Annotated in this window: 10 protein-coding genes; 2 read left to right on the top strand and 8 right to left on the bottom strand. The window is 73.1% G+C overall.

The features are described 5' to 3' along the window. Positions 1 to 40: 40 nt before the first annotated feature. From efeB to ADL08_RS00315, 6 genes are all read right to left on the bottom strand, one after another. Positions 41 to 1288, bottom strand: coding sequence for an iron uptake transporter deferrochelatase/peroxidase subunit (gene efeB / locus ADL08_RS00340; protein ID WP_053640097.1), 1248 nt, complete (start codon positions 1286 to 1288; stop codon positions 41 to 43). 90 nt (positions 1289 to 1378) lie between these two features. After that, a complete protein-coding gene (locus tag ADL08_RS00335; RefSeq protein WP_053639946.1) occupies positions 1379 to 3349 on the bottom strand; it encodes a copper resistance CopC/CopD family protein in 1971 nt (656 codons plus the stop codon). 63 nt (positions 3350 to 3412) lie between these two features. Then, entirely contained in the window at positions 3413 to 3877 is a 465-nt protein-coding gene (locus ADL08_RS00330; RefSeq protein WP_053639945.1) for a copper chaperone PCu(A)C, read from the bottom strand. Then, positions 3874 to 4626 carry an SCO family protein gene (locus ADL08_RS00325; protein WP_078967895.1) on the bottom strand — a complete coding sequence of 251 codons (753 nt, stop codon included), beginning with the start codon at positions 4624 to 4626 and terminating at the stop codon, positions 3874 to 3876. Before ADL08_RS00325 ends, ADL08_RS00330 begins: the two co-directional genes overlap by 4 nt. Positions 4627 to 4665: 39 nt before the next feature. After that, positions 4666 to 5469, bottom strand: coding sequence for a YcnI family protein (locus ADL08_RS00320; RefSeq protein ID WP_053639944.1), 804 nt, complete (start codon positions 5467 to 5469; stop codon positions 4666 to 4668). A gap of 143 nt (positions 5470 to 5612) precedes the next feature. After that, positions 5613 to 6398, bottom strand: coding sequence for a hypothetical protein (locus ADL08_RS00315; RefSeq protein ID WP_053639943.1), 786 nt, complete (start codon positions 6396 to 6398; stop codon positions 5613 to 5615). Between the two features lie 228 nt (positions 6399 to 6626). Here ADL08_RS00315 and ADL08_RS00310 point away from each other — a divergent pair, with 228 nt between their 5' ends. Further along, the gene (locus ADL08_RS00310) at positions 6627 to 7097 is read left to right on the top strand and encodes an ATP-binding protein (RefSeq protein ID WP_053640095.1); all 471 of its coding nucleotides are present in this window, start codon (positions 6627 to 6629) and stop codon (positions 7095 to 7097) included. A gap of 99 nt (positions 7098 to 7196) precedes the next feature. On the opposite strand, the gene ADL08_RS00305 is transcribed toward ADL08_RS00310, so the two are convergent. Together ADL08_RS00305 and ADL08_RS00300 are read right to left on the bottom strand one after the other, a co-directional pair. Continuing rightward, on the bottom strand, positions 7197 to 8657 hold the full coding sequence (locus ADL08_RS00305; protein ID WP_053639942.1) for an aminopeptidase P family protein: 1461 nt from the start codon (positions 8655 to 8657) through the stop codon (positions 7197 to 7199). Positions 8658 to 8791: 134 nt separating this feature from the next. Then, positions 8792 to 10348 (bottom strand): PP2C family protein-serine/threonine phosphatase, encoded by a 1557-nt coding sequence (locus ADL08_RS00300; protein WP_420709541.1) that lies wholly within the window; start codon positions 10346 to 10348, stop codon positions 8792 to 8794. Between the two features lie 535 nt (positions 10349 to 10883). On the opposite strand from ADL08_RS00300, the gene ADL08_RS00295 reads away from it, so the two are divergent. Beyond that, complete coding sequence (locus ADL08_RS00295; RefSeq protein ID WP_053639940.1) at positions 10884 to 11624, top strand: bifunctional DNA primase/polymerase; 741 nt, start codon at positions 10884 to 10886, stop codon at positions 11622 to 11624. The last annotated feature ends 122 nt before the right edge of the window (positions 11625 to 11746 follow it).

Genomic DNA, 11746 nt, shown 5'->3' with positions numbered 1-11746 from the left:
GTCGGCCGGGCGTCTCGCGTCGGTCGCCGCCCGGGTGACCTCACGCCTCCAGGAGGCGCTGGCCCACGTACTCGCCCTCGGCGGGGCCGCCCGGCACCGCGAAGAGACCGCTCGTCTCGTGGCGGATGAACGGGGACAGCGCGTCGCCCCGGTCGAGCTTGCGCTGCACCGGGACGAAGCCCCGGAGCGGATTCGCCTGCCAGCAGACGAAGAGGAGTCCGGCGTCCGGCGTCCCGTCCGCGGCGATGCCGTCGTGGAAGGAGAACGGCCTGCGCAGCATCGCCGCCCCGCCGTTCTGTTCGGGGGCGGAGATCCGGGAGTGGGCGTTGTCGGGGATGACCGTCCCGCCGTCGGGACCGCGCGCGTCCAGGTCGAGCTCGGTGGTCTCGGTGCCGCCGGTGAGCGGGGCCCCGTCGGACTTCCGGCGCCCGATCACCTTCTCCTGCTCGCCCCGGGCCAGCTTCTCCCAGTCGTCCAGGAGCATCCGGATCCGGCGCACCACCGCGTACGAACCGCCGGCCATCCACTCTCCGGCGCCGGTGGCCCCGGCCGGCACGAAGATCCGCCGGTCGAAGTCGGGGTCGGCGGGCTTCGGGTTGCGGGTGCCGTCGACCTGGCCCATGAGGTTGCGGGCGGTCATCGGCCTCGCGGTGGCACCGGCCGAGCGGTTGAAGCCGTTCATCTGCCAGCGCACCCGGGCCGCGTCCCCCGCGTCCTTCTGCACGGCCCGCAGAGCGTGGAAGGCGACGAGAGCGTCGTCGGCACCGATCTGCACCCACAGGTCGCCCTCCGAACGCCGGGGGTCCAGGGCGTCCGAGGAGAAGGCGGGCAGCGGATCCAGCTCGGCGGGACGCCGGGAGGCGAGGCCGGTGCGGTCGAAGAAGGTGCGGCCGAAACCGAAGGTGACCGTGAGGGAGGAGGGGCCCGCGTCGAGTGCGACCCCGGTGTCCTGGGCCGGCGCCCCGCCCGCCATCAGCACCTTGGCCGTGGCCGACCAGCGGCGCATCAGGGCGACGGCCTCCTTGCGCCCGGCTCCGGGGGCGAGGTCGAAGGCGATCAGATGGCCGCGGGACTGGAGGGGCGTGGTGATGCCCGCCTGATGTTTCCCGTGAAACATCACCTCGGTCGAGCCGACGCTGGTCAGGGCCGCCGGACCGCCGGCGCCGTTCGCGGAGGCGGTGCCGTCGCCGGACACGGCCGCCGAGATCCCGGCGCCGCCGGCCGCACCGGCGACCAGACCGGCCGCACCCGCCGCGCCGACGGTGCCGAGCAGCCGCCGCCGGGAGATCTCAAGCCGGGAGCTCTCGCTCCGGGAGGCCTTGCTCCGGGAGGTCTCGGGGTCGTCGCGCTCGATGTTGTCGCTCTCGCTCACGGGGGGTCAGCCGATCTTCACGTTCTTGTCGATGGTGGTCTGGTCGATGTCGGAGGTACGGACGGTCACCTGGATCCGCCACTCGCCGGACATCGGGATCTGGACGCCGCTCGCGCTCCAGTGTCCGGCCTGGATGCGGTCCGGGGCGACGGGCAGCGGGCCCACGTCCTTGGCCTCCAGGGTGAGGGCGACCTTGATCTCGGGGACGTCCAGCGGCTTGCCGTCGGGGCGCTCGACGTAGAGGTGGAGCCCGTTGGCGCCGGTGCGGCCGGGGTCGAGGCTGAGCCGGACGACGCCCTTGCCGTCGACGCCGCCGGTGTCGAAGGGCAGCCGGATGTCGACGGGCCGGTCGGGCACGGCGGCCGGGCCGGAGGCGGCGGTGGACCGCCCGGCCTCCTCCTCGGTGCGGCCGGGCTCGGTCGCGGTGAGGACGGTGGTCACGGCGAGGAGGACGACGGCGACGGCGGCCTCGGTCAGCACCGAGCGGCGCAGCCCGGCCCGCTCGGGGTCGGCGTCCCGCTCGCGCTTGCGCCGGGCGGTGGCGACGGCGGCCCGCTGCCGGGCGAGCTGGGCGGCCCGCTCGGGGTCGACGGCGGGGGAGGCCCCGGAGTCCTTGTCGGCGTCAGCATCGGCATCGGCGTCAGCATCGGCACCGGCGTCAGCATCGGCATCGGCATCGGCATCGGCGTCGGCATCGGCGTCGGCGTCATGGTCCGCCTGCTTCTCCGCCGAGGGCAGGTCCGCGAGTCGCTGGGTCCACCGACGGGAGATCCAGGCGATTCCGACGAGGACGCCCATCAGGCCGATCTTGACGAGGAGGAGCTGTCCGTAGCGGGTGCCGGTCAGGGCGGACCAGGAACCGACCTGGCGCCAGGACTGGTAGAGCCCGGTGGCCGCGAGGACGGCCACGGAGGCGAAGGCGACCTTGGAGAAGCGTTCGACCGCGGCGCGTTCGACGGAGGGCGCCCGGTGCAGGGCGACGAGCAGCACGGTGAGGCCGCCGAGCCAGGCGGCCACGGCGAGGAGGTGCAGGATGTCCACGGGCATGGCGATGCCCGGCTGGATGCCGGTCGAGGCGTGCTCGGCCAGGGCCCAGGTCCCGGCGATGCCGATGGCCACCACGGAGCCGCCGATGCCGAGGCCGAAGACGAGGTCCTTCTTCTCCTTCGGGTCGGTGCGCCGGGTGTAGGAGCCGAAGAGGACGGCCACGAACAGCGCGGCCGCGCCGAGCAGCAGCAGCCGGGAGGTGAGCGCGGCCCCGGTCTTCGTCTCCAGGACGCTCTTCAGACCCGCCAGGTCGAAGGCGTCGGAGAGCTCGCCGGAGCCGGTGTACGGATTGCGCAGCAGCAGCATCACCAGGGTGGCGCCGGTGAGGGTCAGCCAGGCCCGCACCACCGTCCGCTGCACCGGGCGGACGCTCGCGCCGCGCGGCCAGCAGGCCAGGACGAAGGCGCCGCCGCCGACGAGGACGGCGAAACCGGCGTACGAGAGGTAGCGCGCGACGCCGTAGAGGGCGCCGACGAGTCCGCCGCCGGGCTCCCGGTCGGGCAGGGCGACGGAGGTCTGGGAGGGCGCGCCGATGGAGAAGGTGAAGGCGCCGGCGATGGGGTGGCTGTCGGCCGAGACGGTCTGCCAGGCCACGGTGTACGTGCCGTCGGGCAGTCCGGCGCGGAGCTCCACCCCGTACCGGACGATGGAGCCGCTGCACAGGTCGCGTATCTCGCCGGTGTCGGCCCGCCGTCCCGCCGGATCGAGGACCCGGATGGAGTCGGCGCTCATGGCGACCTGTTCGGAGAAGGTGAGGTTGACCTCCTTGGGCGCGGTGGCGACCACCGCCCCGTCCTTCGGATCGCTGCCGGTGAGCGCCGCGTGCGCGGAGGCGGGCGCGGCGCCGGCGAGCAGCGTGCCGAGGAGCGCGGCCGCGAGGATCAGCAGCCGTGCCAGGGCGGTACCGAGGCGCGGGGCGGTGGTTGTCATCTCTGGGTCACTCCGTCAGTCGGTTCTGCGCGAACCGGTTCTGTGCGAACTCCGTCAACGCGGTCAGTGCTGCTTCGGGTTGTGGTTGGCGGCCTCGACGGGAAGGTCGACCTTGATCGGGTCGGACTTCTCGAAGTGGAGCTCGACGCTGACCTTGTCGCCCCGCTCGGGCTTCTCCTTCAGCGACATGAACATGATGTGGTTGCCGCCGCGTGCCAGGGAGAGCTTCCCGTTCGCGGGGATCTCGAAGAACTTCACCTCCTGCATCTTCTGGTTCTTCGTCTCGTGGATCGTGACGTCGTCCGAGATCGGGCTGGTGACGGAGGTCAGCCTGTCCGCCGTGTCGCCGTCGTTGGTGATGGTGAGGAAACCGCCGGCCATGTCCATCACGGGCTGGGGCATGAACGCGCCGCTGACCTTCAGCTCCGGCTTCCCGTCCCCGGCCGGGGCATCGGACGAGCACCCGGTCAGCGCGAGCGAGGCGGCGAGGGCCACGGCGGCGGACAGGGCGGTGGTGCGGCGGTTCACGGGTTCTCCCCCTTGATGAGCTTCGGCAGGTCCTTGGCGTAGTCCTCGACGGTCGTGTCCTCGCCGTACAGGACGTAGCCCTGGTCGGTGGTGGGCGAGAAGGCGATCACCTGGGCCCCGTGCATGGAGACGACCTTGCCGTCCTTCTGCTTCTTCGGCGGGTCGATGCCGATGCCGATCTGCCGGGCCCCCGCCTGGATGGCGGGGAACTCGCCGGTGAGACCGGTGAAGGAGGGGTCGCCGGCGGCGGGCAGCCACTTGGCGAGCTCGGCGGAGGTGTCCCGCTCGGGGTCGGTGGTGACGAAGACGACCTGGAGCTTGTCCTGGTCGGCCTTGGGGAGCTGCTTCATGGCGATGGCGATGTTGCTCATCGTCATGGGACAGACGTCGGGGCAGTGCGTGTAGCCGAAGTAGACCAGGGTCGGCTTGCCCTTGGTGCGCTCGCGCAGGTCGTACTTCTCGCCCTTGGTGTCGGTGAGGACGAGCGCGGGCTTGTCGTACGGCCGGTCCAGGACGGTGGCGGCCCTGGTGGCGTCGGTGCCGCCGGAGACCTCGGCGACGGTGCCCTTGCCCGCGCCGGAGGTCTTGCCGTCGTCGCCGAGGCCGACGGCCGCGGTGATGCCGATCGCCGCGACGATCGCGGCCGCGGCGATGAACAGCGGGGTGCGCCGGCCCGGGCGGCCCGGACGAGCCGGACCGCCCTCGAACGCGGAGGTGTTCGTCTTCTGTACGGACTTCTGTGCGGACATGCTGTTTCTTTCCGTGTCCTTCGGGAGGAAGTGCGGCCGTCAGGCCGAGCGGCGGCGGCCGGCGAGGACGCCGAAGGCCACACCGGCGACGCCGACGAGGATGCCGATGACGCCGAGGATGCGGGCGGTGGTGTCGGAGGAGGAAGAGGAGGACGCGGAGGACTCCGCGGCGGCCTTCTCCTCGTGGTCGCCCGCCTTGTCGTCGTGGCCGTCCTTCTCCCCCGCGGAGGCGGAGGCGGTGGCGGTGGCGGTGGCGGTCGCGGACGGCGCGGCACCGCCGCCGTGGTGGTCGTCGGACGCGGCGGAGAGCTTCAGGACGGGGGCCGGGTTCTGCGGCTCCTCCGCGCCCTCCTTCTGCTCCTCGATCCAGCGCACGACCTCCTTGTTGTCGTACGTCTGGACCGCCTTGAGGACCAGCTGGTCGACGTCCTCGGGCAGCTGCCCGAGGGAGAGCGGGAACTGCTGGAACTGGCCGGGGCCGATCTTCGAACCGTCGGCGGTCCAGGTGACCTTGGAGACGGCCTCGTTGATCTTCTTGCCGTGCAGCTCCAGCGGCTTGTCGAGCTTGCTCTTCGTCACCTCGGCCTTCCAGCCGGGGACGGGCTGCGGCATGACGGAGGCGAGCGGGTGGTCGAGCGGGAAGTTGACCTCCAGCTTCACGGTGGAGGCGTTGTCGCGCTCGTTCGGGACCTTGATGTTGACGGTCGCGTAGCCGCCCTTGGCGGCCTCGCCCTGCGGCTGCACGCTGACGTGCGCGAAGGCGGTGCCGGAGAGCAGCACGACGGAGGAGAGGGCCACGCCCCCGGCGAGGGCGGCGCGGGTGGAGATACGGGAAACGCTCATGACGGGACACTCCAGCTCGGAGAGGAAACGGAGAAGGACGAGAGGGTCCGCCGGGCCGGGCCGGGAATCCAGGACGGATCCAGAACGGGAACCCGGGCAGGCGCGCGGACGAACGCGGCCCCACTCCTGTCGAGCGGACCGCGTCAGGCTGCGAGGACGCAGTCGGCGGCCGGCGGGCCGCGCCTGATCACCGTGTCCTCGAGCGCCTCGGCCACCGGCGGCGGCGAGGAGCCGAAGGCGGTGCGGAGGGTCCGCCGGGGCGCGGTGCGCGCCACCGAGGGCAGCCCGGCGAGCAGGATCCGTACGAGACGGAGCGCGGCCCGCAGCGAGCGGACCCGGGCGTGCTCCACGAACTCCGTCGCGCCCTGCTCGGAGAGCTCGACGAGCCGGCCGAGGGCGCGGTCGCCGCGCCGCAGCAGCCAGCCCGTGGCCAGGGCGGCGAGCAGGTGCCCCAGGAGCATCGGCAGACCGGGCAGCAGGCCGTCGGCGGGGACGGCCTGCGCGGCGGCCGCGCCGTGTCCCGCGTGGGCGTGCGCGGCGGCCGGGTCGAGCCCGGCGTCGGTGAGGATCCTGGTGGCGTCGGTGGGGGTGAGGGCCGCGGCCCCCGCCCCGCAGACCAGCCGCGCCGCCATCCGGACGAGGGCGTCGTCGGCCTGGGCGCCCAGGGCGAGCCGGTGCTGCCCGAGGCCGAAGAGGACGTGCAGGCCGAGCTGTCCGGCCGCGAGGGCGCCGACGACGGAGCCGAGGGAGCGCTCGCGTCCGCCGAAGAGGACGGCGAACCCGAAGACGCCGAGGAAACCGGCGACCAGGGACCAGGGGGCGACGCCCGCGCACGCCGCGAGGGCGTGGCCCAGCGCGGACAGCACGACGCAGACCGCGGTGAACACCGCGGCCCTCAGCAGCCGTGGAGCGAGCGCGGGGGCAGACATGGCGGGCCCATCATCGCACCACGCCCCCCGTCCCCATACGGCAGGTCCGGAAGGTCGTTCTTGGGTCTCTTCGGGGTGACATACACCGCCCCGCGGGCCCCGGGCATCCGCCGAACGGGCGCTCTTGACGCCCCGGGGCGCTTACGGAGCCTCCCGTACGGCAATAGGTATCGGTACGTCGTGCTGCTGGGCCACTGGTCCGCCGAGCCGATGCCGGGAGGCTGGAGCATGAGCATCTGGTGGTCACTCCATCTGCGGCGCGAAGCCGCGAGCGTGCCGCTCGCGCGCCGGCTTCTGCTGGGCACGATGGAGACGGCGGGAGTCGATCCCGACGTGTCGTACGAGTTGTCGTTGGCGCTGACCGAGGCGTGCGCGAACGCGGTCGAGCACGGCGGCGCGGGCGCGGATCCCGACGGAGGACAGACCGGTCCCGGCGGGGCGCCGCCGGGGGCGTACCGGGTGACGGCGTACCTGGACGGCGAGACCTGTCGCATCGAGGTGGCCGACTCGGGCCCCGGCTTCCCGTACGCGGAGGCTCCCGCGGCCTCCTCGGACGCCGAGCACGGGCGCGGGATGCGGCTGATCGAGGAGCTCTCCGACCACGTGCGGTTCGGCAATCGCTCGGGCCGGGGCGGCGCGGTGGTCAGCTTCGACAAGATCCTGAAGTGGAAGGACGCCCCGTCCCTCCTCATGGCGTGAACCACCGGGACACACGGGACACACGGAACGCACGGTCACGGAGAAGGGCCCCCGCCGGTCGGTCGGCGGAGGCCCTTCGTGTTCCAACGTACGCGGAGGTCAGCCTTTCAGCGAGGCCATCCACGCCTCGACCTCGTCGGAACGGCGCGGCAGCGCGTCCGAGAGGTTCCGGTTGCCGTCCTCGGTGACGAGGATGTCGTCCTCGATCCGGACGCCGATGCCCCGGTACTCCTCCGGCACGGTCAGGTCGTCGGCCTGGAAGTACAGACCCGGCTCGACGGTCAGGCACATGCCCGGCGCGAGGGTCGTGTCGACGTAGGCCTCGGTGCGCGCGGCGGCGCAGTCGTGGACGTCCATGCCGAGCATGTGGCCGGTGCCGTGCAGGGTCCAGCGGCGCTGGAGGCCGAGCTCCAGGACGCGCTCGACCGGGCCCTCGACCAGGCCCCACTCGACGAGCTTCTCGGCGAGGACGCGCTGGGCGGCGTCGTGGAAGTCGCGGTAGGCGGCGCCGGGCTTCACCGCGGCGATGCCGGCCTCCTGCGCCTCGTACACGGCGTCGTAGATCGTGCGCTGGAGGTCGGTGTACCGGCCGTTGATCGGCAGGGTGCGGGTGATGTCGGCGGTGTAGAGCTCGTTCGTCTCCACGCCGGCGTCGAGCAGCAGCAGGTCGCCGGAGCGCACGTCGCCGTCGTTGCGCACCCAGTGCAGGGTGGTGGCGTGCGGGCCGGCGGCGCAGATGGAGCCGTAGCCGATGTCGTTGCCCTCGACGCGGGCGCGCAGGAAGAACGTGCCCTCGATGTAGCGCTCGCTGGTGGCCTCGGCCTTGTCGAGGACCTTGACGACGTCCTCGAAGCCGCGGGCGGTGGCGGCGCAGGCCTTCTCCAGCTCGGAGACCTCGAAGGAGTCCTTGATGAGGCGGGCCTCGGAGAGGTACACGCGCAGCTCTTCGTCGCGCTCGGCGGTGACCTTGTCGGCCAGCGCGGCCTCGATGCCGGCGTCGTGGCCGCGGACGGCGCGGACGGGGCCGGTGGCCTCCTTGAGCGCGGCGGCGAGCTCGCGCACGTCCTTCGCCGGGATGCCGAGGAGCTGCTCGGCCTCGGTGAGGGAGTGGCGGCGGCCGACCCACAGCTCGCCCTGGCCGTCGAGCCAGAACTCGCCGTTCTCGCGGTCGGAGCGCGGCAGCAGGTAGACCGTGGCCTCGTGGCCGTCCTCCGCCGGCTCCAGGACGAGGACGCCGTCCTGCGTCTGGTCGCCGGTGAGGTACGCGTACTCGGTGGAGGCGCGGAAGGCGTACTCGGTGTCGTTCGACCGGGTCTTCAGGTTCCCGGCCGGGACCACCAGGCGCTCGCCCGGGAAGCGGGCGGAGAGCGCGGCGCGGCGCTCGGCGGTCCTGTCGGCCTGGGCGATCGGCTCCAGGCCGTGCAGCTCGGTGTCGGCCCAGCCGGACTTCATGTTCTCGGCCAGCTCGTCGGACACGCCCGGGTAAAGGCCGTTCTTGCGCTGCTTGATCGGCTGGTCTTCGGTCTCTTCCGGGGTCTCCGGGGTGAGCTCCTCGGCCACGGGTCTGCCTCCTCTGGTACGACACTGAACCCCCACCATCGTACGGTCGTACGGAAGGGGGCCCAGGGCCGGAGGACCCATTACCGGAACGTCACGGTCCGCTTACTCGGCTGACCCGGCACGCGTGCGCGTCCTCACTCGAAGCGGGCCGCGAGCAGCACCACGTCCTCGCCCTCGACGGCCGGGTCGAGGCCCTCGGGCAGCAGGGCCCGCAGGACGTGGTCGGCGACGGCGCCCGGGTCGCACCGGTCCGCCCCCGGCACGCTCGCGGCGGCCGCGTGGAGCCGGGCGAAGGCCCGGTCCGTGGTGTCGCCGGTACGGCGCAGCAACCCGTCCGTGTAGAGGAGCACCGTTTCTCCCGGCGCGGGGGACAGCTCCACGCTCGGCGCCTCCCAGCACGTCAGCATGCCGAGCGGGGCCGACAGCGAGGTCTCGACGAACTCGGTGCGGTGGTCGCCGACGATCAGCGGCGGGGCGTGCCCGGCCCCGGCGAGCACGATCCGGCGCTGCGCGGGCTCGGCGTACGCGAAGAGCGCGGTCGCGGAGCGGGCGGGCTCGGTGAGCCGCAGCAGGAGTTCGAGGTCGGAGAGGACGGCGACCGGGTCCTCGCCCTCCATCACCGCGTACGCCCGGAGGGAGGCGCGCAGCCGGCCCATGGCGGCGAGCGCGCTGGGGCCGGTTCCGGAGACGGAGCCGACGGCGAGCCCGAGGGCGCCCTCGGGCAGGGGCAGCGCGTCGTACCAGTCGCCGCCGCCCTGCGGGCCGGTCAGGTGGCGGACGGCGAGCCGGACGCCGGGGACGCGGGGGAGCCGGCTCGGGAGCAGTTCCTCGGCGACGGTGGCGATCCGGGCGCGGGCGCGCTCGACCTGGAGGAGGCGGGCGAGGTGCTCGGTGGCGAAGCGGCCGTAGAGCCCGATGAGGTGGCGCCGGCGTTCGTCGGGTTCGGCGGGCTCGTCGTAGAGCCAGACGGCCGCGCCGAGCCGGCCGGCCTCCTCGGTGGCGAGGGGCAGGGCGTAGCTGGCGGCGTAGCCGAGGCGGGCGGCGACCTCGCGGTGACGCGGGTCGAGGCCCTCCTCGGTGCGCACGTCGCGGATGGCGATCGGGTCGGGCACGCGCGCGGGGTGGGCGGGTGCCGCGGGGCCGTCTCCGGCCGGTCCTGCCTCGGACGGTCCTGCCTCGGACGGGCCGGACCTGGGCGAGCCGGACCCGGGCGAACCGGACCCGGACGGGCCGGTTTCGGGCAGGCCGTCGAGGAGGCGGCCGTAACTCCCCGAGCTGCGCGGGACGGTCTCGATGGTGCCGAGGTCGGCGTGGGCGAGGCCGAGGCCGATGGTGCTGGTGGGACCGAGGCCGTCGGCGGGTTCGAGGACGGCCATGCCCCGGCGGGCGCCGACGAGGGCGGCTCCGGCGCCGAGCACCTCGCGGAGGGCCTCGTCGAGGGACGAGATCCTGATCAGGCGCTCGGTGAGTTCGTGGAGGGTGGTGAGGTCGGAGACCCAGGAGGCCAGCCGGTCCTGGATCAGGACTCCGGGGGGAAGGGCCGCGTCGGAGGGAGGGGCGGCCGAGGGGACCCCGGGGAGGGGTGCTGCAGTGTGCGGTGGCGCGGGAACTGTGGAATCGATTCCAGCCACTTTCGGCAGACGTGGGGCACTCATGTCAGCCGGCTTTCCGACCGGTGCGTTTGACGCCATAGCATCGCAAACCCCCATGTCATCCTGCGCCGCTCGATGTACCCACATCTACACGCACAAGAGGAGCGATGTCCAGCATTGTCCCCACGGGAAAAGTGGTGTCCGTGAGGTCGTGCGCAAGGGTTGAAGTAAGAGGGAAGTTGGCTGAAAATTACCCCCGGTGTGCACCTTTTGCGGTCGACTGGCGTCGTTTGAAAGCGCGTCATTACGAGCGTGCGGGGTACGTAAACGGTGACAGGCGGGGGCAGTTGAAGCTGCCCCGGAACGTGATGCGGGACCCCGGCGTCTTTCAGGCCGCAGGCCGCGGCCCGCCACCGACTGGCGGGGAACGTGTTCTGAACCGCTCTGGCTCTGACCTGGCTCCACTGGGCTCCACTGGCTCCACCGGGTTGTACACGGTTTTTCCGGCCCGGCCGGCCCCGCCCCCACGCGGTCCGGCGCCCGCAGTCCCGGTACGCGCTCTGATACGCACGGTGAATGAATCTGCACGTGGTGTGATGGGAATTCGGCGTTCAACGGAAAGGAACGAGCGCTCATGCGCGAGATCCTCGGAAGGCGACGCAGGCTCATGTTCCGGCGCAAGGCGAGGACCGCACGGCTCGACGCCGCGGTCACCTTCGCCGTCGAATGGAACTGGCCCGTCCTGCCGGGCGCGGGCCTGAGAACGACGCCCCGCGCGGCCACGGGCCTGAAGCTGCTGTCCCGCACGGCCGCGGGTCTGGGGATCTCGGCCCGTACGGACGCGGGGCCCACCTGCTCCTGTCCCGACTCCGACTGCGTGGTGCCCGGCGCGCACCCCTACGACCCCGGGCTGCTCGCCGCCACCACGGACGAGCGCATGGTCCGCTGGTGGTGGACCCGGCGCCCGGACGCCCCGGTGCTGCTCGCCACGGGCGGCGGCGCGCCCTGCGCGGTCAGCCTCCCCGCGGCGGCGGGCGCCCGGGCCCTCGCCGCGCTCGACGCCACGGGCATGCGCCTCGGCCCGGTGGTCGCCACCTCCACCCGGTGGTCGATCCTCGTCGCCCCGTACGACCTGGAGCGGCTGGGCGATCTGCTGTACGCGAAGGACAGCGTGCCCAGTTCGCTGCGGTTCCACAGTGAGGGCGGCTATCTGTTGCTGCCGCCCTCGGTCGCGGGCTCCGGACAGGTCCGCTGGGAGCGGGCACCCCTCGCGGGCTCGGCCCGGCCGTGGCTGCCGGACGTCGAGGCGGTGGTGGACGCCCTGGTGGAGGCGAGCACGAGCACGCCGGGCGGCGGAAGCCGGCTGGCGTACTGACGGAGGGCGCGGGGCGGAGCGCGACGAGTGCGGGCGTTCACCCGAACGGGTGCGTCCCGGCCCGACGCGTACGGGAAACGGGTGCGCGGCCGTCCGAGGTCCCGTCACCCGCCGCTATGTTC

It is taken from the genome of Streptomyces sp. NRRL F-6492 (assembly GCF_001280125.1).
Lineage (GTDB): Bacteria > Actinomycetota > Actinomycetes > Streptomycetales > Streptomycetaceae > Streptomyces.
The sequence above is the reverse complement of the archived record's forward strand: the minus strand, read 5'-3'. Positions and strand labels throughout refer to the sequence as shown.

Excerpts from the sequence above, each read along its gene's own strand:
- ADL08_RS00300 (WP_420709541.1), bottom strand. The coding sequence starts at position 10,348 with ATGGCGTCAAACGCACCGGTCGGAAAGCCGGCTGACATGAGTGCCCCA.
- ADL08_RS00320 (WP_053639944.1), bottom strand. The coding sequence starts at position 5,469 with ATGAGCGTTTCCCGTATCTCCACCCGCGCCGCCCTCGCCGGGGGCGTG.
- ADL08_RS00310 (WP_053640095.1), top strand. The coding sequence starts at position 6,627 with ATGAGCATCTGGTGGTCACTCCATCTGCGGCGCGAAGCCGCGAGCGTG.
- ADL08_RS00295 (WP_053639940.1), top strand. The coding sequence starts at position 10,884 with ATGCGCGAGATCCTCGGAAGGCGACGCAGGCTCATGTTCCGGCGCAAG.
- ADL08_RS00315 (WP_053639943.1), bottom strand. The coding sequence starts at position 6,398 with ATGTCTGCCCCCGCGCTCGCTCCACGGCTGCTGAGGGCCGCGGTGTTC.
- ADL08_RS00325 (WP_078967895.1), bottom strand. The coding sequence starts at position 4,626 with ATGTCCGCACAGAAGTCCGTACAGAAGACGAACACCTCCGCGTTCGAG.
- ADL08_RS00335 (WP_053639946.1), bottom strand. The coding sequence starts at position 3,349 with ATGACAACCACCGCCCCGCGCCTCGGTACCGCCCTGGCACGGCTGCTG.